The 22311-nt window shown below is 43.8% G+C and carries 24 protein-coding genes and 1 pseudogene; 13 read left to right on the forward strand and 12 right to left on the reverse strand.

Annotated features, from left to right (window positions below):
* Positions 1-5 precede the first annotated feature (5 nt).
* Together CPIN_RS13445 and CPIN_RS13450 are read left to right on the forward strand one after the other, a co-directional pair.
* Entirely contained in the window at positions 6-1040 is a 1035-nt protein-coding gene (locus CPIN_RS13445) for a GlxA family transcriptional regulator (protein WP_012790353.1), read from the forward strand.
* Positions 1041-1048: 8 nt separating this feature from the next.
* A complete protein-coding gene (locus CPIN_RS13450) occupies positions 1049-1957 on the forward strand; it encodes an AraC family transcriptional regulator (protein WP_012790354.1) in 909 nt (302 codons plus the stop codon).
* Positions 1958-1993: 36 nt separating this feature from the next.
* On the opposite strand, the gene CPIN_RS13455 is transcribed toward CPIN_RS13450, so the two are convergent.
* Complete coding sequence (locus CPIN_RS13455; protein ID WP_222838202.1) at positions 1994-2614, reverse strand: TetR/AcrR family transcriptional regulator; 621 nt, start codon at positions 2612-2614, stop codon at positions 1994-1996.
* Between the two features lie 202 nt (positions 2615-2816).
* Between CPIN_RS13455 and CPIN_RS13460 the strand changes: the two genes are divergently transcribed.
* The 4 genes from CPIN_RS13460 to CPIN_RS38960 all read left to right on the forward strand — a co-directional run bounded on the left by CPIN_RS13460 (position 2817) and on the right by CPIN_RS38960 (position 5408).
* On the forward strand, positions 2817-3410 hold the full coding sequence (locus CPIN_RS13460; protein ID WP_044221518.1) for a carbonic anhydrase: 594 nt from the start codon (positions 2817-2819) through the stop codon (positions 3408-3410).
* 96 nt (positions 3411-3506) lie between these two features.
* Positions 3507-4136, forward strand: a complete 630-nt coding sequence (locus tag CPIN_RS13465) for an HD domain-containing protein (protein WP_012790357.1) — start codon at positions 3507-3509, stop codon at positions 4134-4136.
* Between the two features lie 33 nt (positions 4137-4169).
* Entirely contained in the window at positions 4170-4799 is a 630-nt protein-coding gene (locus tag CPIN_RS13470; protein WP_012790358.1) for an HD domain-containing protein, read from the forward strand.
* Positions 4800-5261: 462 nt separating this feature from the next.
* Positions 5262-5408: a hypothetical protein gene (locus CPIN_RS38960; RefSeq protein WP_187294765.1), complete on the forward strand. Its 147-nt coding sequence runs from the start codon at positions 5262-5264 to the stop codon at positions 5406-5408.
* A gap of 88 nt (positions 5409-5496) precedes the next feature.
* On the opposite strand, the gene CPIN_RS13475 is transcribed toward CPIN_RS38960, so the two are convergent.
* Together CPIN_RS13475 and CPIN_RS13480 are read right to left on the reverse strand one after the other, a co-directional pair.
* Complete coding sequence (locus CPIN_RS13475) at positions 5497-5733, reverse strand: hypothetical protein (protein ID WP_012790359.1); 237 nt, start codon at positions 5731-5733, stop codon at positions 5497-5499.
* Between the two features lie 110 nt (positions 5734-5843).
* Entirely contained in the window at positions 5844-6374 is a 531-nt protein-coding gene (locus CPIN_RS13480; RefSeq protein WP_012790360.1) for an NAD(P)H-dependent oxidoreductase, read from the reverse strand.
* A gap of 93 nt (positions 6375-6467) precedes the next feature.
* Here CPIN_RS13480 and CPIN_RS13485 point away from each other — a divergent pair, with 93 nt between their 5' ends.
* Entirely contained in the window at positions 6468-6824 is a 357-nt protein-coding gene (locus CPIN_RS13485) for a winged helix-turn-helix transcriptional regulator (protein WP_012790361.1), read from the forward strand.
* Here the strand turns inward: CPIN_RS13485 and CPIN_RS13490 are convergent, their stop codons facing one another.
* The gene (locus tag CPIN_RS13490; RefSeq protein ID WP_012790362.1) at positions 6825-9020 is read right to left on the reverse strand and encodes a BamB-related PQQ repeat family beta-propellar protein; all 2196 of its coding nucleotides are present in this window, start codon (positions 9018-9020) and stop codon (positions 6825-6827) included.
* 331 nt (positions 9021-9351) lie between these two features.
* On the opposite strand from CPIN_RS13490, the gene CPIN_RS36615 reads away from it, so the two are divergent.
* Entirely contained in the window at positions 9352-11922 is a 2571-nt protein-coding gene (locus CPIN_RS36615) for a tetratricopeptide repeat-containing sensor histidine kinase (protein WP_012790363.1), read from the forward strand.
* Positions 11923-11944: 22 nt separating this feature from the next.
* On the opposite strand, the gene CPIN_RS13500 is transcribed toward CPIN_RS36615, so the two are convergent.
* A complete protein-coding gene (locus CPIN_RS13500; protein ID WP_012790364.1) occupies positions 11945-12340 on the reverse strand; it encodes a winged helix-turn-helix transcriptional regulator in 396 nt (131 codons plus the stop codon).
* Positions 12341-12503: 163 nt separating this feature from the next.
* On the opposite strand from CPIN_RS13500, the gene CPIN_RS13505 reads away from it, so the two are divergent.
* Together CPIN_RS13505 and CPIN_RS13510 are read left to right on the forward strand one after the other, a co-directional pair.
* Positions 12504-13106, forward strand: a complete 603-nt coding sequence (locus CPIN_RS13505; RefSeq protein WP_012790365.1) for an FMN-dependent NADH-azoreductase — start codon at positions 12504-12506, stop codon at positions 13104-13106.
* Between the two features lie 166 nt (positions 13107-13272).
* Positions 13273-13590, forward strand: a complete 318-nt coding sequence (locus CPIN_RS13510; protein WP_012790366.1) for a YbbC/YhhH family protein — start codon at positions 13273-13275, stop codon at positions 13588-13590.
* 191 nt (positions 13591-13781) lie between these two features.
* Here the strand turns inward: CPIN_RS13510 and CPIN_RS13515 are convergent, their stop codons facing one another.
* The 4 genes from CPIN_RS13515 to CPIN_RS13530 all read right to left on the reverse strand — a co-directional run bounded on the left by CPIN_RS13515 (position 13782) and on the right by CPIN_RS13530 (position 16481).
* Complete coding sequence (locus CPIN_RS13515) at positions 13782-14147, reverse strand: DsrE family protein (protein ID WP_012790367.1); 366 nt, start codon at positions 14145-14147, stop codon at positions 13782-13784.
* Positions 14148-14256: 109 nt separating this feature from the next.
* On the reverse strand, positions 14257-14538 hold the full coding sequence (locus CPIN_RS13520; RefSeq protein ID WP_148230564.1) for a TolC family protein: 282 nt from the start codon (positions 14536-14538) through the stop codon (positions 14257-14259).
* A 79-nt stretch (positions 14539-14617) separates the two neighbouring features.
* Entirely contained in the window at positions 14618-15706 is a 1089-nt protein-coding gene (locus CPIN_RS13525) for an NADH:flavin oxidoreductase (protein ID WP_012790368.1), read from the reverse strand.
* Between the two features lie 103 nt (positions 15707-15809).
* Positions 15810-16481 (reverse strand): DsbA family protein, encoded by a 672-nt coding sequence (locus CPIN_RS13530; protein ID WP_012790369.1) that lies wholly within the window; start codon positions 16479-16481, stop codon positions 15810-15812.
* Between the two features lie 267 nt (positions 16482-16748).
* Here CPIN_RS13530 and CPIN_RS13535 point away from each other — a divergent pair, with 267 nt between their 5' ends.
* Entirely contained in the window at positions 16749-17480 is a 732-nt protein-coding gene (locus CPIN_RS13535) for an alpha/beta fold hydrolase (protein ID WP_012790370.1), read from the forward strand.
* Between the two features lie 15 nt (positions 17481-17495).
* Entirely contained in the window at positions 17496-18422 is a 927-nt protein-coding gene (locus CPIN_RS13540) for a helix-turn-helix domain-containing protein (protein WP_012790371.1), read from the forward strand.
* Positions 18423-18481: 59 nt separating this feature from the next.
* Here the strand turns inward: CPIN_RS13540 and CPIN_RS13545 are convergent, their stop codons facing one another.
* The 3 genes from CPIN_RS13545 to CPIN_RS13555 form a co-directional block, all read right to left on the reverse strand.
* Positions 18482-19645: a serine hydrolase domain-containing protein gene (locus CPIN_RS13545; RefSeq protein WP_012790372.1), complete on the reverse strand. Its 1164-nt coding sequence runs from the start codon at positions 19643-19645 to the stop codon at positions 18482-18484.
* Positions 19646-19705: 60 nt separating this feature from the next.
* The gene (locus CPIN_RS13550; protein WP_012790373.1) at positions 19706-20275 is read right to left on the reverse strand and encodes a Crp/Fnr family transcriptional regulator; all 570 of its coding nucleotides are present in this window, start codon (positions 20273-20275) and stop codon (positions 19706-19708) included.
* 96 nt (positions 20276-20371) lie between these two features.
* Positions 20372-21568 carry a THUMP domain-containing class I SAM-dependent RNA methyltransferase gene (locus CPIN_RS13555; RefSeq protein ID WP_012790374.1) on the reverse strand — a complete coding sequence of 399 codons (1197 nt, stop codon included), beginning with the start codon at positions 21566-21568 and terminating at the stop codon, positions 20372-20374.
* A gap of 403 nt (positions 21569-21971) precedes the next feature.
* On the opposite strand from CPIN_RS13555, the pseudogene CPIN_RS39600 reads away from it, so the two are divergent.
* Positions 21972-22214, forward strand: a pseudogene (locus CPIN_RS39600) (tautomerase family protein); the annotation flags it as partial.
* Positions 22215-22311 lie beyond the last annotated feature (97 nt).

A 22311-nucleotide genomic window follows, 5' to 3' on the forward strand; every position in this document is an offset into this window, starting at 1 on the left:
GGACAATGATTAATGAATCTATTAGCGCTAATCATACCGGAACAAAGAAGAAAGTCGTAATCGTAGCCCTTACCGGACAAATGCTCATTGATTTTGCCGGTCCGTCAGATGTATTTACGAATGCGGATAAATGCCTGCTGGAGCTGGGAAACAAAGAGGGGTATGATATTTCAGTTGTCGCACCTACGCGTGACAGGAAGATTCGTACGACTACAGGCATGGAAATTAATTTCCAGACCTGTGCGATGGACATTGATACGCTGATAGACACATTGATCGTAGCCGGAGAAGATCACCTGGAACCTGTAGCCAGCGATCTGGAACCATTTTATCAGTGGCTCGCAGGAAAGAATGAGCATAATACGCGTCGGATCGCCTCCGTATGTATCGGGGCTTTTGCCCTGGCGAAAGTTGGATTACTGAATGGGCGGAAAGCCACGACACACTGGTCAATGCTTGACCAGTTAAAGAAGGAGTATCCGCAGATAGAAGTCGATCCGGACGCATTTTTTACCCGGGACAGAAATGTTTATTGTTCAGCGGGCGTTTCATCAGGAATTGATCTCGCACTATCACTCGTTGAAGAAGATTTCGGACGGGATATTGCCAACAGGGTTGCCAGACAGCTCGTGTTTTATCTGAACAGACCCGGTTCCCAGGCGCAGTTTGGAAATCTATTGCCTGCATATGAAGGAGCCAACATCGGAAAAAAATTACAGGACTGGCTTGAAGAACATCTGCATGAACCAATAGATGTAGGCAGAATAGCCGATCATTTTAATATGAGTGTCCGTAACCTTACACGGGTAGTGCAAAAACAAACGGGGATGCCCCCGGCGAAGTTTATAGAAAAGATGAGGGTGGAAAAAGCCCGGAAATACCTGGAAGATACTGACATGCCACTGGAGAGGATCGCAGAACATTGTGGACTGGGCAATCTGGTATCCATGCGTAGGATGTTCTTACGCCATCTGATGACAACACCGTCTGATTACCGGCGTGTTTTCCGTACTTCTTTAAATCGTTCTAATCTATACTGATACCCCACATGGCTATTATTTCTCAGTTGCAGGATTTTCCCATGCGGACTCCCGTCACAAGGGATTATTTTCAGAATTGGAATATTCGTGTTGTGAACAGTGAGTCGATTGCCTGTGAGAATTATATATCTCCTAACAGGCGGGATTTCTATAAGATTTTATTTATTAAAGAAGGAAGCGGATTGTTCTCCCTTGGTGAGAATAACTATCGGATCAATGGATTAACAATTCTCTTTCTTCATCCGAATGAGATCATTTCCTGGCGTAGCTTCTCATCCTCGCTGGTAGGTCATTACTGTCTTTTTAAGAAAAGATACGTTGATGCACATTCAATGTTGAAATACGCAATGGATAAGCATAAATTGTTTACTGACACGAGCAGAAGCGTGATCACTCTTCAGGAGGCTCCGGCAGAAACGATCAATAAATTATTTTTGCAGATGCATGAATATGGCAACGCCGGAGGAGCACTGTCTGAAGATGCCTTGCAGGCATATCTGCAGCTATTGATCGTGGAGAGCGTGAAGACAGCAGAATTTCCCAAACCGGATAGCGTCTCTGAGGATTACAGACATATCCATCACTTCTTCCGGTTACTGGAAATGGAGGCATCAAATATAAATCAACAGAACCCGATCAGCATCAAGACCGCAAAAGAGTTTGCAGATCGCCTTGCGCTATCGCCAAACTACCTGAATGCCATGCTGAAAAAATACACAGGACAGAATATCAGTACGCATATTAAAAACCGCCTGTTAGAAGAAAGCAAAGCACTGTTGCTGCAAACAGATTGGACATTGAATGATATAGGAATATCGATTGGCTTTGCCGAACAACCAAATTTTACACAGTTTTTCAAAAAGAATATTGGTATTACTCCAAGCGAATTCAGGAAAAGCTACGCCTTCATGGCGTAAGCAGGGTTAAATATAAAGGTGCATTCAGTACCCTGGCTACTCTTCTAATAAGGTCCGGGCAATTTTTTTATTAAGTTGTGCGATTTTTGTGTCTCCCGTTATGTGAGCAACAACCATTGCCCCCAAAATAAGACTCAAGAGTTGTGGCAGTAGCGTCTTCGTTTTACCAGGTTTTACAAGATCAGCCAGACGGGCAGTTATAAAATCTGTACTCTTTTTAAAATGGGCGTCCACTTTCTCGCGAAGTGGTCTGGTATCTTCGTCACTGAATTCATTCAAACCACGGGTGAAGTTACAACCGTTGAAGTCCGATTGGGTGATCCAGTCTTCAAGAGAGTCGAAGACTGCCAGGATCTCCCCTTTGGCGCCACCTTTCGCAATTGAAATGTGTTTTTCGAGATTGTCAAAACGAAAAGCATCCCAAAAATCCAGGTACGCAGCAATAAGGTCCGACTTAGAGGGGAAGTAGTTATAGAAAGATCTTTTCGATACGCCACTTTCAGCAATAATACGATCGATGCCGATAGTATGTACACCATGCTTGTTGAAAAGAGCAATCGCCGTTTTCAAAACCCGTTCACGTGGTTTCAGTGATTCGATCTTCTCAAAGCGCAGGTCCCTGAAATCCGAAGTAGTATTCAACATAGTAATTCTCAATTAGTCAATATAGCATTCTGCCAACTGAAAGCGGCAAATTAAGATTTATTTTTTAACGCTGATGTTCCGGCATTGTTTTAGGATAATGTAAAAGTACACAGATCTGTCTACTTTTATTTGGATAAGTAGACAGATCTGTATACTTTTGTTAAAATGATTGAATTATAAAAAAGGAATCATTAAAACAAAGGAGGAAAATAAAATGGGGAAATTTGAAGAATTTCAATTCAGAACACAGCCCTGGTTCGATCAATCGAATTTCCAGGGATTTAATCAGGCAATCCCGATGAAGACCATCGTGATCTATTGCTTCGACCCTCGTGCCGCGGAAATTCCACAGGCGGTCGCCACCTATTTCGGTGATGAGGTCTATCCCGGAGAAAACATTATCAATGAAGAAGGCGCCAGGGTAGGTCATACCCGCACGCTGTTTGAAGTGTCGAATGCAGGTGGCCGCGCATTGTCTGCGTTGCAGTCAGTAGCTACTATGGAATACCTCTTCCACGTTCAGAACGTTGTAGTCGTGCATCATTCTTTTTGCGGCGCTACGGCATTCACTCCTGAACAACTGATCAATGAATTCCACGAACATCACCATGCCGATCTGACCAGTGTCATAGATCATGATAGTATGGCCATCATGGATTATGAAAAGTCGCTGCAACATGATCTTCAATTGCTGCGGAATAGCCCGGCAGTACCTAAGAACATCAAGCTATATGGATTTTTTTATGAGATGAATTCCGGCAAACTGACGGAGGTTTTAAGGGATATTCCGGATGAGAGTAAGGCTTGATAAAGTTATACGATCAGCCGTCGGCTGATCGTATAACTTGTAGACAATATTTTAATGGTCATGTGTTCGGGGGGGACACTTAAAAACAAGGAACTTATGATGCTTAATTTTGAACTGCCGGACACACAAGTAGTCCGGCAAGCACACGATCTGATTCGCTCTACGTCAAATAATATGCTGTATAATCACCTGATGCGTTGTTACTATTTTGCTGAACTTTTCGCTCTTCAGGAAAATTCAAAAGCCGACCGTGAACTTATCTTCTTGTCGACGACCATGCATGATTTAGGTTTTACAGACGTCGGCCGCGGGCCCAATCGTTTTGAAATTGAAGGGGCACATGCAGCTCGTCGATATCTGAAAGCCTGGGGAGTATCCGATGATCGTACATGGAAAGTATGGACAAATATTGCTGCACATACCTGGGATATCAATTTATTTAAAGAAGATGAATCCCGGATTTCCCAGCTGGGAATATTATATGATGTCATTGCATTGCCGCCAGAACTTAAACTCAATCCACAGGATGTAGCAGAAATAGTGAAGCGCTACCCTCGTCTGGATTTTAAACGAGGGTTCTATGAGATGCACCGTGAGGAACTGAACGCTAAAACGCCTTATCCACACCGTTTTCATATGTGTACCTGTATCGCACATGAGCAAGGACAGAAACTTGAAATTCCCGATCCGAAAGCCTGGCTAAATGGCGCTCCGTTCGATGAATAGGTAAATGTGTTTATAAAATAAAAATCTATAGATATGATCCTGGACATTAAAGTGCCTGATTCGGCTATAGCCCGACAGGCAGCGGAATTTGCCCGCTCGGTTTCTAATGAAATGCTCTTCAACCACCTTATGCGTTGCTATTACTTTGCCGAACTGCTCGCCCGAAAGGAGAATTCAAAAGCCGACAGAGAATTGATATTCATTTCTGCAATATTACACGATTTGGGATTTACTGATGCTGGACGTGGCCATAACCGCTTTGAGATCGAAGGTGCGCACGCGGCGAGGAATTTCCTGCTCAAACATGGTGTGTCAGATGAACGTTCGTGGAGGGTCTGGCATAACATAGCATTGCATGTTGGCGATATTAATCTTTTCAAAGATGAAACAACTCGGTTGATGCAGCTTGGTATTCTCTATGATCTGACCGCTTTGCCGCCTGAAATAAGTATTGATCCTAAAGATTTACAAGTAGTTCTTCAACATTACCCAAGGTTAGGGTTCAAGCAAGGGTTTCTGGCATTTTTTCAGGATGAATTGGACCGTAAGCAGCCATATCCACATCGTTTTCATATGTGTACGTGTATAGAGCACCATCGTTCCGGAACACTTAAAATTCCTGTTCCTGAAGAGTTTCTTGGTGAAGCGCCATTTGACGAGTAAATGTAACTAAGATATTTTTCTGGCCATACTGAACACTGTACCGACTATCTTCTTTCTCTGTCTTTATAATGGCATTCTTCAAAACTGCATATATATTCTTTAACTTGCTTGAGTTTGTCCGGGCACATAAATGCCTGTATGGATTTAATGTTAACTAACAATAGATATTCAGAAAGAGATAAATGCCGTTATCGTAGAAAAAGGCATAACGATCAGTACATATGATTTTACCGGGACGGAAAGCTTTTACCATGAGATATATGCAAAATATCACAATGGGAAAAACGAATATCCGCTCTGGGATAACCTGAAAACTTTCAGTTCCATTTACAATAGTATATGATAATAGAACTCATACCCGTACTTGAAATTGAATATTCGAATTAGGAGGGAGTAAATATTCCCGATAAATACCCATATTGGGAAAATGCGCCACTTCAACCAACACCACCGGATACAATATTGGTCATTGATAGAGCCGCACTGGGAAAAGCAGTGGAAGAAGCTGAAAAGCAGCTTGTCCTCCTGGAGGAACGCCTCCGTCATATCAATACAAAGGAAAATCTGCATATCGAAAGGATAGAAGATCTGCTGATATGGTATCGGTAGGGATGTGTGCAACTAACTATAACTGCAATATAAAATAAAAAGGCGTCCCGCCGTCGGCGGACGCCCCAAACCTAAAACAGCACAAAGCCTAAATATCCAATGTACCGCTTAATGTTCTCACCTCTTTAGAAAGAACGCTGTCATAGTCCCTGTCACGGGCAGCAAGATCTTCATAAGACCATATCTCATAATGCTCTTTGCTAAAGTAAAACCGTATCTGATAATCTCCGGTTTCGCCGTTCCCTGCATTGATATGCGTTACCAGATCAAGATTGACAATTCTTCCGGATGTCTGTTCAGTGGATGATTTAATAAAGGTTGCCATAGTAATGAATTTAAATGATCAGGCTTCTGCAAACTATCATCTTCGGGAATTAGCTGCGTCGCCAATATCATTTGTCTTTCAAAGATGATACCAGACCACCTGCCAGTTACTTACAACGCATCCAGGAATTCGAGGTACAACGGCACACTTCGCTCGATCCATTCTTCCGACGTGTTGAACTCCATTCCGTAATACGCAAATAGAGGCCGGTAATCCGCCTTTACATATTCAAAACTCAGCTCAAAAGGACGTGTTAATTCCTCCAGCGTATATTTATATCGTTCCGATTGCCTGTATTCGTGCTCGTCAACACCTGCTGATATCGCCAGTGCGATTTTCTTCCCCGACATTTTATAACCACTTTTACTTCCATATGCCCAGCCATACGTCAGTACTTCATCTAACCATTTCTTGAATAACGGTGGACAATTAAACCAGTAGTAGGGAAACTGAAATACAATTTTATCATATTGCTCAACCAGCTGCTGTTCAGCCTGCACATCAAGTCTTTCGTCAGGATACACGGCATACAGCTGGTGAACGACATATTTTTCAGGATGCTCGTGAAGCGCTGCTACCCATCTTTTGTTAACAGCCGAACTTTTAATGTCAGGATGTATAACGACTACCAATGTTTTCATCTGATGATCATTTTTCTGCAGCAATATTAAAGTGCTTAGCGCGAAATTTGTACCTTAACTACCCAATGTGGGGTACTATAAAAAATGTAAGTAATGTCGAAGATAAAAGAAACATCCACCAACTTTGCCAATAAACAGGCACTGGCGGATGAGTGTTCAGAAGTCTATGCCGCAAATATTATAGGCGGGCAATGGGCTTTGGTGATTTGTTCCTGGTTAATAAACGGGAAACTCAGATTTGGCGAACTGAGAAAATTATTACCAAATATTACAGAACGAATGCTGACATTACAACTCCGGAAACTGGAGGATAGTAAGATTGTCACACGAACTGTCTACGCAGGTGTACCGCCCCGTGTAGAATATGAATTGACGCCTATTGGCTACGAACTGAAACCCATTATTAAGCAACTTGAAAAATGGGGAGACAAACACAAGAACCTGAAATAATCAGGGAAGTGCAAAAGCCACATAAGCGTCTCCCGATATTGTTTTCAGTTTGCCGCCACCACAGGCGATCACTACATATTGTTTACCATTTACGGAATAAACAGCAGGTGTCGCAAACCCGGATGCCGGTAACTCAGCCTCCCATAACAATTTCCCGTTACTTTTATTAAATGCCCTCATTTTGTTATCCCTGGTAGCCGCAATAAACAGCAGTCCTCCCGCTGTAACAACCGGTCCGCCATAATTTTCAGTGCCGGTATGTATGCCCTTCGCCTTGAATGCCGGATAATCGCCTAAAGTGTTTTTCCAGACAAATTCTCCCGTATTGAGATTAATAGCTGTCAGCGTACCCCAGGGTGGCTTCACGGCCGGATAGCCTTCTTTGGTAAGAAACTTATTATAACCGGTGTTCGTGTAGGGGAGATGTAGATAACTATCAGCTGTTTTGTCTTCGAAGACGAATTTTTGTGATTGTTTGCCTTTCATATCAAGGATAAAAGAGGCGATAGCGTCTTTTTCCTGATCTGTAAGCTGATTAAAGGCAGGCATCATTCCCCTGCCGGCAGAAATTAGTTGATGGAATGTCTCCTGATTGTACTTTTTGTTCGCCGCCAACAGGGATGGATAATTACCTCCTCCCTGTCTTTCAGGACCGTGACAGGCCATACAATTCGATTTGTACAGCCTCTTACCCGCTGTTATATAATTTTCTTCTTTTCTTGATGTTTCCTTTGCCTCAATCATTGTCAGGATCCAGGGCATTTCGTTCGCATTGACATATAATATTCCTGTGCCGGGATCATACGCAGGACCGCCCCATTCTGCCCCTCCGTCAAAGCCGGGGAAAATGACAGTGCCCTGTTTTGACGGCGGATTGAAAATATACCCCGTCCTGTATCCTGCCAGGCGCTGTTTAAGATCCTGGTAGGAGGAGTCTGACACCAGGTCATTCAGATCAGCAACTGTGAGTGATTGTCGTACAAAAGGCCTGGGAAAGGTTGGGTAGGGTTGGGTAGGAAATGGTTGTTCCCCTGCCAGTTCAGAAGTAGTAGGTACAGGATGTTCCTCCACAGGATAAACAGGTTTGCCGGAAGCCCTGTCCAGCAAGTAGATGAACCCTGTCTTGGTTGTCTGTGCCAGTGCCTTAATTTTTTGCCCGTCCTTCGTAAGATTGACTAATACAGGAGCTCCCGGCGGATCTCTGTCCCACAGATCATGATGCACCGTCTGAAAATGCCAGATACGCTTACCCGTGGCAGCATCCAGTGCCAGGATACAGTCGCCGAACAGATTCTGGCCCGGCCGCTTTCCGCCATAGAAATCAGATGCAATAGAGCCGGTGGGCACAAATACGGTTCCCGTCTCTTCTTCCAGACTCATACCTGCCCAGCAGTTCGCCCCTCCGAGATGCTTCCATGCCTCTTTATCCTCCCAGGTATCATAACCGGCTTCGCCAGGTTGAGGAATGGTGTGAAATACCCATTTTATCGCTCCCGTGTGAACATCGTACGCCCTGATATGACCAGGAGCTGCCGTGGCATCTTCCGCTACACGGGAGCCGACAATCAGGAGATCTTTATAAATGATACCAGGCGTATTGGACGTAATAAAACGGTCCTTCACGTCAAACCCTAATCCATCATGGAGATCAACCCAGCCTTTATTACCGAAGGCCGGAACAGGGCTGCCATCGGCCGCATTCAGACAAATGAGATAAGGCCCGGCAGTATAAAATACTCTTTTATCATCCTTGCCGTCGGTCCAGTAGGTAAGGCCACGGCCGGTATTTGAGAATAATGCCGCCAGGTTAGCGCCCGCATTAGTAGCTGGCCGGATATTGGTAGCGGGATCAAAAACCCAGGCTTGTTGCCCCGTTGCCGCATGCAATGCGAATAATTTCATTTTAGGGGTAGTGCCATACAGCATGTCATCTATAACAATCGGGTTGCATTGTAGCTGTGTATGAAGGGCGGTATCGGCATCTCCGGTACGATACGTCCAGGCAACCCGCAGCTGCCCCACGTTACTCGTATCGATCGCCGCGAGCGATGAGTAATGCCTTGCATCTTTCGTACCGCCATAGACTGTCCAGCCTTCATAGGCATCCTTATTGCCTTGCTTACACGAGGCATGCAAAATCGATAATAAAACCAGTAGCCAGCATATCTGGTAATCTGAACTTTTTAAACATTTCATAAAATATTTTTATATCTGTGGGTGCGTATACGTTTTCCTTAGTGGCAGAATAATACTATCTCTTCTCTATACTACAACAGACCTGTTCTGAATAATTGACCATACGTGGATACGTTTTTCATAACGTACGGGTGTGTGGATTTTTATGTAAATCCTGATCACGTTATATCAAAAGGAGCAATCAACAACGCTTTCAATTATACAATATATTAAATGTTTCCTTTACACTCATATTGAGAATCGGAAATTCTTTTACTATCTTACCCTCAATTTGGTATACATACCGGCCGACCTTCTACGCTGAAGTTTTACCTTATAACTAAACAGAATAATGGGACTACGCAGATTTTTGTTTTATCTGATACCAGTGCTTTTATCCCCGCTTGTAACATATGCCCAAAATACTCCTCCTGAACTGGCAGTGAAGCGGGAGTCAGAGACGGACGGCGCCACAGTGGTGAGGACAATGAACAATGGCAAACGGGATACGAATTACATACAATTAGCTATCAGAGCCTCCCATATCTATTGGCATCAACGAGCTGCTGACAGAAAGTTAGACAGCTGTTTTATGTACGCTAATGCCGCTTACCAGCTGAGTGGCCAGCTGAAATATACAGAAGGCAGGAATGAAGCTGGCTATATGCTTTGCAAATTTTACACGGAAAAGAAAGATGTCAGCCAGGCAACGAAACTGGTAGAAGCTGCTTATGGCGAGCAGCGTGTCCGCCTGATGCTGGGAATCGGAGAGTACTATGTGTTCAAATTTGATAGAGACGACCCGGAATATGCAAAAGCTCTCCCCTTGGTACTTCAGGCTATAAAAATCTGTGAAGAATATCATTCTATCCGCTGGTGGCAGGAGTGTCTTGTGCTTCAGGGAAAATATTTCTTCAAGAAAGGAGACTTCCTGGCTGGAAGGGAATCATTCATGAGGATCGTTAATAAACACCATGAAGCAAAGGATTATGGTCTGGAGGCAAAGGCCTGGTCGAAATTAGGTAACAATACACCGGAGAATGACAGCACATTTGAGGATATCCGCCATAGTTTTGAAATGGCCGTACATTACTATTATCTCGCAAATAATCTGAAGGAAGCAGCCTATAGCTTACGGGATCTTGGTATTGTAAATGGGAATCATAATCAGATAGACTCGTCTGAAAAACAATTGCTGAGAGTTGTGACAATACTTAAATCCATCGGAGAGAGAGTTACACCAACAACATACACCAATATCGGCGATTTCTATCGGTTTACCGGACAGTATGATAAAGCTTTATATTACATACTGGAGGCTTTAAAAGTTACAAAAGAAGATGACATTATAGCACAGGCCAATATTAACCTTGTACTGGGTATCTTATATTCAAGGATTCAGGATTATCCCAACAGTCTCAAACATTTTCAGATTGCCTTTAATCATCTTGATTTTAGAAATAGTACCGCCAAACTACACGTTGCAAATGAAATAGCTTACGTCATGGTTGTCAGTGGCGATCATAAAAAGGGAGTGGCATTCCTGGATGATTATATAAAAGCACATCCATCCACATCAATAAGTGACAGACAGGAAAACGCAAGTACCTACGGACAGATATATGCAATAATGGGTGACTATGCTAAAGCAGAGAAATCATATCTTGAAATGCTAAGTTTGGATAGAGCAGCAGCGGAGGAAAACGGAAGGAATATCAATGTATCACATTCGAGAGTAACTGGTAGTGGGGCTAATTTTCTGATGGGTAAATTTTACGCTGAACGCGGAAGATATCGTGAAGCAAATCTATATCTGAATAAATCAATGCAAAATGCACAGTTCCTCGATGCCGGACAGGCATTGGAAACCTATGAGCTACTGTTTAAATCGGATTCTGCCCTCGGAAATTACCTGTCGGCCATCAAAAACTTTGAGCGCCACAAAAATCTGTATGATTCGATCAATAGCGTACATAGAAGCAGGGAAATGAATGAGCTGAGTCTTAAATATCAAACAGAGCAGCGATTGAAGGACATCGAAATACTTCGTAATAAAGAAACAAAGAACGTAGCAGCCTTACAGCGAGCCAATACAGTCAGAAATGTCATAATCGCAGGTGCGCTTTTCCTGCTTCTGCTGGCTATATGGGCCTACTACGGATATCGTAATAAACAACGTAGCAACCTTAAACTGCAATTGCAGGGGGAGGAGATTGACAGACAAAATAAAGCACTGCAAACACTCCTGTCCCAGAAAGACCAGTTTCTGAAAGAGAAAGAATGGTTACTGAAGGAGATACACCACCGGGTAAAGAACAATCTGCAGATTATCATGAGCCTCCTGAATTCTCAATCAGCACATCTTAGAAACTCAGATGCCATTGAAGCAATCATGGTAAGTGGTAACAGGGTAAGATCAATTGCATTGATCCACCAGAAACTATATAGCGGGGATAATCTCTCCAGCATCAATATGCCGGAATATGTAGCGGATCTGTTGAGATATATGATGGATGGATTTGATACTTCAGAAAGAAAGGTCAGATTTATACAGCAGATAGCAGGGATTAACATTGACGTAGCACAGGCTGTTCCTGTCGGACTGATATTAAACGAGGCCATTACCAATGCCATTAAATATGCGTTTGGTAAAAATGGAGGAGAAATCACCGTTACATTCCGTAGTCATAAAGATACCAATACAGTGGTGATGTCGATTAGCGATAACGGGAAAGGTTTGCCGCCAGATTTTGATATCCGTCAATCAAGCTCACTGGGAATGGAAATGATGCAGGGACTCGCAAAACAACTCAGAGGACAGTTTAGCATTCACAGCAATAAAGGAACAACCATAAGCGTTGAATTCAGACTCTTTTCCGCAGTTGAAAATGCGCTGTTGACGATGAAAGAGCGGAATCTGTAAGCATCCCTGAAGAAGAACCTGCTTAGGCACGTTTTTCAGCTTCCCGTCTCATACTCATTTTTATCTTCTGCCGGTGCTCCTTCCCCCATGCGCTTAATTCGCGTAATACATCTTTCAACGTCAGACTATGAGGTGTTGCCTCATAAATAATCGTTGCCGGTGTACCGGCGTATACCTTACGCGTAATAAATTCATTCAGCTCCAGATCTTTCAACTCTTTCGCCAGTATCTTCGGAGATATCCCGCTCAGTTCATGCTGAATTTCATTAAACCGCTTAGGGGATTGTACAAGGCTTAAAATCAGTGGTAATTTCCACTTACCCCCAAGCACATATAATGCATCCACCACGTAGTTAAGTGAACTGTCACATTCCTGTTTGGAAGGAATCGTCTCTCTGTTATCAACCATTATAGCCATATCTAAAGTTACGCACTTTCCTGAAAGTGAGCGCTTTCCTTTAGGTAAGTAGGATCCATTCACCGGTTGTCACAAGTACCTTTGCTGGCAGTAATAGCAGGAGCGGGTAAAGCCGGCGCCGGGTCTCCGCTATATAATGCTAATAAATAATAATCAAGGTTTTATGAAACGTATCCTTCATCTGATTTCGAGTATTCAGGGCAATGAATCTTACAGTTATAAACTCAGCAATGCAATTGTGAATAAGGTTATCGAAAAGTACCCCGGCAGTACAGTCGAAGAAGTCAACCTGAACAACCTGGACATCCCGCATCTGACGCCATTGATCCTTCAGTCGATGTTTACACCGGCTGATCAGTTGACACCAGAAGCCAAAGCGTCAATACGCTATTCGGACGAGGCAGTGAAACAATTAATGGCAACCGATATCCTCGTCATCGGTGCACCACTCTATAATCTGACGATTCCTACTACCTTAAAAGCATGGGGCGATCATATTACCAGGGCTGGCATTACCTTCGGTTATAGCGAAAATGGACCGGTTGGAATGGTCAAAGGTAAAAAAGTGTATATAGCGATGTCTTCCGGGGGTGTTTATTCCGAAGGCCCTTCTAAACCTAATGATTTCGTTGCGCCTTATCTGAAAAGCTTCCTGGGACTTTTAGGGATGACTGACGTGACCGTTTTCCGGGTAGAAGGTGTCAAACTTCCAGGGATTAAAGAACATGCTCTGGAAAAAGGCATTGCGAGCATCCACATTGATTGATATTTTCCTTCTTCCGTGAAAGAAGTAACGAATAAATACCTTCAGGCGACATACCTGAAGGTATTTGTTTTATTACCATACTGTATGCTCTCTCAAAAGATATATCACGGGCTATATACTGCTAACAGATTTTTCTATTATTTTAACGGTAAATAATGGTGGTAGTATGAAAAATGTTATGCTTCTTATTTTGGTTGCCTTAATAACCTCCATATGTATCTCCGCAAAAGAGAATACGAATGATAAAACGAGCGCTAGTGACTATGTGCCAGATGAGGAAACAGCAAAGAAAATAGCCGAAGCTATTTGGTTGCCTATTTATGGGGAGAGAATTTATGATGAAAAACCCTATGTTGTTTCTCTGGTGGGAGATAGTGTTTGGGCAGTAGATGGCTCGCTTCCTAAAAAGAAAAGAGGGGGCGTTGCTTATATCGAAATTCAAAAAAACGATTGCAAAATCCTTAAAGTAATTCACAGTAAATAGAAAAATAAATTTCTTTTGATCTCAATGAGATAGTTTTCAAACCAGTGTCCGCGATGCCCTGAATGAGGTTAAACATAGTAGCTCTGCTGCTTTCTTTCGTAGATGGATATGAAACCTAAACCTGTTCCGCGTATTAAAGTTAAGAGTAAAAAATGTCCCCCGCATAACCGGAGGACAGTCAGCAAACCTGATTAGAAAACTAAGATATTGTAACCTTCATTTCTCAGATTAAGTAAGCTTGGCAGACCTGGCGTTCCCGGTACTTCATTATCGCTTAACAGATCATATCCGGAAATTTCCGTGCCGAATACGGTAACGCAGCCTTTAGAAAGACCATGTACATAATCCTTTACCTGCAGATAAAGTCCATTAACAGGATGATCAGCTTTCTCCAGTTGCTCAGGCCATCTGATACCTGCACCCTGAAAGATGATCTTTACATCTTCACCTGCGTGTTTAAATTCATATGCCGACGCTAATGCGTTGAATACACGTCCAAGAGCTTCTTCTGAACCAGCTTTGGGATCAGATAAAATGATTACTGCTGTTTTGTTCATATATATTGATTTATAACACAAAGATCGCTGTGTCTACGTTCGTGATGAATGGATGTTTTCGACTATTTAATGGACAACTTTGTGTGCCCACATCCACTTATAATCCTGCCTATTTCCAGCCGCCAAGCGAGCAGTACAGCCTTGCCACAGCGCTAAGCTGCTGCCGCTTAAAGGAAGCCAGCTCCAGTTCGCTTTGCAGCATATTATTTGGGGCAGTTATTACTTCCAGGTAATTAGCGATACCAATCTTAAACAAAAGATGGGCATTGCCGGTTGCCTGCTGTAACGTGCTTATGCGGGTGCTTGCAATGGGATACTGCTGTTGTAGTTTTTCGATTTCCGGGCACAAACAACCAAGACCTGCAATTAATTGCAAGCCTTTGTTGCGCAAGCGCGCGTATTATATTAGTATGTCTGTTCGTTTAATGCCAGTTGGAAACAAAGCCCGTCTTACGCGCTGTTGATAGTATTCACGGAGATCCTGGCTTCACGAAGGTCTGCCATCCCCGCAATGAACTGATAAACCGCTCGCTTAGTCCCCCTTTCCGAAGATATTCGGCCGGTACTGGTGGCTTAGGACTATCATAAAGAGGATTGGCCATCACCTGAAGGGGAAAATCCCGTTGAAGAATACCCGCCCGTGCAATCAGCACAAAATCACAACCTTCATCCAGCAATTCTCCTGCTCGCCGGGCACTATAGATTTTTCCGGCTGCCCCCAGACGCACGCCCTTTCGGGGAAGTTCAGTAAATACGCTGAGCATAGTCTTCCCTTTATACTTTCCTTCCCGTACAATCTGCGCAGAGTCCCACAAAGCCAGGTCCAGATAGTCGATCAGCTCTTGATCGAAGATCTCCCCGGTGATTTCCCGCAATTCTTCCATACGCAATCCGTAGCGTTCGATTGACAGTCGCCAGCCAATCTGAAAGTCTGGTCCGCAGCTCCGGCGAATGCCCTTGATCACTTCGATCGTGAACCGTGCACGGTTTTCCAGACTTCCGCCATATTTATCCTTACGGTTATTCAAATCCGGAGACATGAATTCCGAAAGGATCCATCCGAATGCACCGTGTACGGAGATACCATCGAAACCCGCCAGTTGCGCTCTCTTTGCCGCCGTGATGAAACTGTCGCGAATGCGCTCTACCGCTTCTGTTGTGATCGCGTTAATGCCTGGCAATGTATCACTGGAAGCAGGTGAAGGGATTCCCCCTAATAACGGGTCGGCACGATGCCCGGCATGGTGTAACTGCACCGCTGACAATCCGCCTCCTTCACGAATGCTGCTGGCCATCCTCCTGAGACCTGGTAAATGATCATCGCTGTGAATACCTAACTGGCGTTCAAATGCGATGCCTCCCGCTTCTACTGTGGCTGCGCAGGTCTGGATCAGTGCATAGCCACTTTTTGCAAGCTGTTCGATCCATAATTGGTCGAATTCGGATGCGGTGCCATCATGCTCACTTTGCTGATTGGTAAGCGGCGCCATCATGAAACGATTTCTCATGGCCGGACCATGCAACAGCGTAAGCGGCTTAAATAGATCTGAAACCGACATGCTTAAATGAAATTTATTGATAAATCATTTTTGTTTGTAGTGCCCCATCTTACACCCCCTGCCTCACAATACACGGGAGCACACTTTGTATAGTGGGTAAGTCTTAGCGTTCGCAGGATTCACCTGAACAGGACTGACCAACGCCTGACGTTATCTCGCTTGCCATACTTAACTGCTGATCGATAGCGCCTTTTAATGCGTCATATTGCTGGTATCCACGGCAGATCACCTTAACAGCGCCTTTTTCTAAAGTAAGCAGTGTTGGAAACCCCTGCACGCCTAATTGACGGCTAAACTCAAACCCCTGCAATGTTTTCCGCTTCATTTCATCGGAATGAAAACGCGCTGAAAAAGTGTGCTTATCTATGCCAATGGCTTCAGCCAGGTCAGCTAATACGCCATCATTTGTAATATCCCTGCCTTCGACATAAAATGATTGTTGCAAAAGACGCAGGTATTCAAAATCCTTTTCCGGTAATAGGCTTTGTACTACTGTGAGCGCACGGCTTGAGGGTTCGGTGTCATAACGGAAGGTATCTGACACAAACTTCATTGCATGATCAAATTGTTGTCCGCTTCGCAGGTTTACATTTCTCCAGTGATACTCCAGGAATTTTCTATACTCATCTGTTACAACCTGGTCGCTAAACGGCGCAAATCCGCCAGATATAATTTGTAAGTCAACATCAGGATGCTCCTCTTTTATCTTTTTCACCGTAGTGCTAAAGCCATAACACCAGGAACACATCGGATCTGTGAAATAAAATAGCTTCATAATTCCATATTTTGAATTGTGTAAAATCGTATTGGTATCATTCTGGTCAAGCCTTTTTTAGCGCTGACCTGTAAACGATTATTTCAATGCAAAGATGGCCTGGTATTCATTCCTGGAACATGGAGGATTTTTATTTTATAATGGACGTTTTTGCTCTTGAGAAGAGAGCTCAATAATGACATCTCACATTTTGTTACAACAAAAGCAGATTCGGTTAGGCCCGCCAGCAGTAGACAAGCCAATTTTGTGTCTACTAAATGTTATTTCATGAAAAAACTAATCTTCTTTTTGAGCCTCACCATCTCTGCTATCTGTCATGGACAACAACGCGATACCTATTTGTTCGTTCCCGGTGCCTGGGACGGGGGCTGGGACTACGCAAAAGTTGACTCTATATTAAGCGCACACGGAAATATCGTATACCGGCCTACACTTACCGGACTGGGAGAAAGAGTTCATCTGGCAAATCCCGGCATTAACCTGACAACCTATATCAACGACATCCGGAACCTGATGCAGTTTGAAGACCTGCATAATGTGATCCTTGTTGGCCACAGTTATGGGGGAATGGTGATTTCCGGGGTAGCAGAACAGGTGCCGGGTCGCATCAAACAACTCATTTATCTGGATGCAATGGTGCCTAATGACGGAGAAAGCGCCAAAGATGTGTGTGGTGATCTATGGGCGCCTATGACCCAGGGGAATATAAAAGATAGTATGGTACTTTATCCTTTTGGAACGACGCCGAAAGATGTTCCGCAACCGCTTAACACCTTTATCGAGCCGGTAAAACTGAGCAATCCCCTGGCCCGGAAAATCCCGGCAGTATTTATCCAGATGACCAAGGACGGGAAAGGAAGTCCTGCTCACGACAAAATGGGTATTGCAAGAGCAAAGGAAAGAAAATGGAAAATCTATAGTCTTGAAGGCGGACACTACGCTATGCGTGAACAACCTGAAAACCTTGTTAAAAAGCTGGAAGAAATCACGCAACATTAATCATTAACTTCGGGTATGGAAAAGAAGGTGGTCCATAGTATAAAAACAATCAGTGAATATCATAGGGTAATGGGGCTTCCCAAACCTGAGCATCCACTGATCAGCGTGGTTGACTATGAGTCTGTTACCCTGCCTTGTAAAGCCAGCATGAGTTTTGTTTTTGATTTTTACACGATCCTGCTGGATAAAGATTTTAAGGGCAATATGAAGTATGGTCAGCAGTCCGGAGATTTTGAAGAAGGAGTGATGTTTTTCATGGCGCCCGGACAGGTATTTGAAGTTGAGCTGCTGAGCGCAGATTCCATCAACCGTTCCGGCTGGATATTACTGATTCATCCTGATTTTCTCTGGAAAACGTCCCTGTCAAAGTCAATCAGGCAATACGAGTATTTTAGTTATTCCGTCAATGAAGCTTTATTCCTGTCTGATAAGGAACAGAAATCCATTCAGGGTATTATGGAAATTATGGCGCAGGAATATAAAAACAACATTGACAAATTCAGTGAGCCGGTCATCCTTGCGCAACTTGAATTACTGCTGACCTACGCCGACAGATTTTATCAGCGTCAGTTCATTACCCGTAAAAAGTCAGGTCACTTTATCCTTGAGCGCCTGGAAAGCTTGTTAGACGAGTATTTCAATCAGGAACATCTTTCGACGAAGGGCATTCCAACGGTTCAGTATATCGCTTCATCGTTGAATGTCTCACCAGGTTATCTGAGCAGCTTACTAAAACTACTGACGGGAAAGAGTACGCAGCACTATATCCAGGACAGGGTCATCGAGCATGTTAAAGAACAGTTATCAACAACGGAACGCTCCGTAAGTGAGATTGCCTATGTGTTGGGGTTCGAACATCCACAGTCGCTTAGCCGCTTGTTCAAAGCAAAGACTAATTTATCACCGCTGGAATATAAAAGACAATTGGGTGCCTCAAATTGAGGCACCTTCTCTTTATAAGCTTAATGAGCATAACCAATTGCATCAATGTTTGAAGGGGTCTAAACGGTTTCCCCGGTCAATATACTGCGTATCCTGGCTACCAGCTGATGTGTCTTACTGATGGCGCTATAATCCAATGAATCCTTCCAGGATGAAAACTTGGCGATCACTATCTGGTTAAAAGGATCAAGAAAAAGATATTGGCCATAAATGCCCATGGCGAATATTAACTTCGGATCGGAATGAATGATATACCATCCGGAGCGATAGGCCATATTATCACTGATCGCCGCAAATGCTTTCCCCCATTCTCCGTTCTGCCAGGCTTCCCGGTCACCATTTTCGGCAATATCATCCAACAGGGTAGAAGGTATAATTGCCGGAATGCCTTGTTGCTGTCCACCTTGGCCGATGATAGATTGTCCCAGTAAAGCGAAGTCCCGGATTGTTGCACACAGTCCGCCTGTACATCTTGCTGCTCCATTGATATCAACAGTCATATATGCAGGATGTTCAGCCCCCATTGGTTGCCAGATTATTTCACTCAGCAATTTGTTTACTGGTTGGCCTGTTGCCCGTTCAATCGCCCAGCCAAGCAGATCGGTGTTGGCGGAAATATATCGGAAAGTATCATCGGAAGTAGGTTGCAGATTGTTTAATTCCAGATAGAAATCATGTAGGCCGATCCGGGTATCTGTTGGCGGCACAGGATCCCAGTTGGCGGCCTTTGCATAACGCATCTCCTGTTCTTTATTGAGAATAATACCACAACGCATATCAAGCAGGTTGCGCAGCGTGATACTGCCATAAGTCGTTCCATGTAGTTCCGGGATATAAGCTGACACCGGCGTTTTAAGGACGATCATGCCCTTTTGTTCAATGATCCCGGCAAGCAGGCCGATAACTGCCTTGGTTGCTGACATAAGGATGTGATGTGTATCTTTATTATTCCCATTGGCATACTGTTCATGGACGATTCTTCCCTTGTGCAGAACAATTATCGCATCTGTTTCCGTCTCAGCTAGAAGCTGTTCAAAAAGCGGATCGTTGATATTTTCTTCAGTGTGCCGGAATATAAATGAGCGTTGACTGTCGTTTTCTACTGTTGTCGTGGGAATGATTTCATTGACATGGTTGAATGCCCATTTGTTGTTATGGGCTTGCCGCCAATTGCTGATATCAATTTTGCCGTATGGAGCGCTTTCTGGTGAATAAATTGACATGTTGTTTTTCTTCAAAATTCACCTTTCCCAACAGTCCTTTTTTTGACAATTGTCAAAAAACTATGAGATATTTCTCCGTATCCGGCTTAACGTAGACTGATTGATACCGAGGTAAGATGCCAGGGTCGACAATGGAATACGGTTGGCCAATCCCGGATATATTTTTAAGAACTCTAAGTACCGCGTCTCTGCATCCTGTAACATCATGTCATTCAGCAGATTCATTTTATTGGACAGCACTTTGACAGCGATATTTGACAGGAATCGCTGCCAGTGAGGGATCGTATTGCCCAACTCCGTTAAGTCCTGCTCAACGATGACAAGGAGCCGGCAATCTGTTACAGCAATAAAGCTGACGCCGGATGCCACCTGATTATTAAGACTATTAAAATTTAATGCGAAATGATATTCCGGGATGAAGGCCCTGGTGATATCATCTCCTGTTTCCGATTGCAGCGCCACACGGATAATGCCGGATGTGACGAATGCCAGCTCCCTGGCAATCCTTCCTGATTTCAGCAGGTAATCGCCCCGGGAAAGTTCTCGGTGCCTGATACGGTCACTTATAAGTTCGATCTCCTGATGGTTAAAAGAAGAATATTCCAGCAGGATCTTAGTCAGTTCATTCATATTTATCGGCATTTGCTGGCCCGGCTACATACAGGAGATAATACGACGCTGATATGGCGTCAACCGTTCTACCTGGTATCATTATGACTAATTGATTTACGCTGTAGTAGGCGGAGTCTCCGTTACTTTTGGCTCCGTACGGGTACCGCTGTACAATTCATATTCCAGCAGGCGGCAGTCAATAGTACTGCTATAGAACTCTATACGTCGTTTAGCTTTCAGGCCGATCTTTTTAGCCAATTCCAGATTACCGGTAAATACATAGCCAAAGTAACCACCACATTTTTGTTTCATAAAATCACCGATACGACTATATGTTTCTTCGAGCACCATTATTTCATTTGCTCGCTCGTCGTATTCAGGATTGACATAAAAAACACCGGGCACACCGGGAGGCACCTTTGTGGCAGTAAAATCACAAACAGCAAATTCTATCAGTTTGCCTACACCGGCTGCTATCGCATTCTTACGGGCACTCTCGATGGCTTTTGCACTGTGATCAGTGGCGATAATGCGAAGCCCCGGTATTTCTTTGATCTGCTCTTCGAGCCGGGCATCCTCCTGCTGGTATACCTGTATATCATAACCCTTCAGGTGCATGAAGGCATAGTTGGTTATGAACAGACCAGGTCTGCGGTTAGTGGCGATCATTGCGGCCTCAATAGCAACAGTACCGGAACCGCACATAACATTCACGAATGGACTCACTCTGTCCCAACGGGAAGCATAAATGGTGGCGGCAGCCAGTGATTCCAGCATTTGCGCAGGACCGGATATTGCACGGTACCCATGACGGGCCAGTGAATCACCCGAGGTATCGACAAATATTTCGGCATGTTCATCTTTCCAGAACAAATGAATGACGGCGCCCGTTAAAGCTGCGCCGGTAGAGGGACGTTTCCCCGTTTTTTCACGTATCCTGTCAATAATGGCATCCTTCACGCGCAGGTTAGCATACATGCTGTTATTGATACTTTCGTTGCTGACATTGCTGGTGATGGAAAAGTAACCGCCATCGGGTAAAATATCTTCCCAGGGATACTGGTGAATATTATTGTACACATCATCCGCATTACCTGCCTCAAAAGATTGAAGACTATATAACACCTGACTGGCGCAACGGAGATTCAGGTTGAGCCTGATACATTCATTTACTGTTGCTTTTAACCTTACACCGGTAACAAAAGTTTCTGTCTGCTCAAAGCCAAGCTCCTTTATTTCCTGTTCCAGATAAAGTGCGTTTCGCTTATGACAGGTAATGGTAACAGCCCCAGGGGTAGTATAAATATTCATATTGTACGAAAGTAAAATTTCAGGTTGGTTTTAACAAAACAGAAAGGACGTACAAGCCGAAGAAGATGGCGAGATCGATAAATTTGAGATAAACAAAAGAGGCATCTCAATTTGATAGCCTCTTTCGTTTTGTGAACCGGAATGGATGCGAAATTGCTGATAATGTGTTGAATGACAATGTATAGTGTCATTCTGAAAACACAAGGGCGCGAATGCAGCACCTAATTGAGATTATCTACTACGGTATTGGCCGATATCTCAGAGTGATAACCTTTAAACTCAGGATATTGCCAGGTTTCACCAGTAATTGTATTGTTGTATTTTTTTTGCCAACCCCGAACTGAAGGTACATTGGTGATGAAAAAAGGGTTCATATGCCTGATGCGTATATCTTGATAATGGTGATTTCCTTTATCCGGAAGATCGTAGTGATCGATATGTGATTATAGAGATACTGCTATTTGAGGGGCGTACGGTCGAAGCCAGGAAAAAATTATATCAGCTCATTTTTGCATCTTTTCGCTCCATTTTGGGTATTGAACCGAATGATGTAGAGATCACACTTATCGAGACACCGGCGCGTAATTGGGGCATACGAGGAAAGGCAGGTGATGAACTTACCTTGAACTACCAGGTTAACATTTGATCAGTTGCCCATCTTATTTCAGCGTCAGGAGTATCCGTCGGGATGGCCAATGATATGGTAAAGGATTGTTAGAAGGCTTGATCGTTGGTTATCCCCG

It is taken from the genome of Chitinophaga pinensis DSM 2588 (assembly GCF_000024005.1).
In the GTDB taxonomy this organism is placed as follows: domain Bacteria; phylum Bacteroidota; class Bacteroidia; order Chitinophagales; family Chitinophagaceae; genus Chitinophaga; species Chitinophaga pinensis.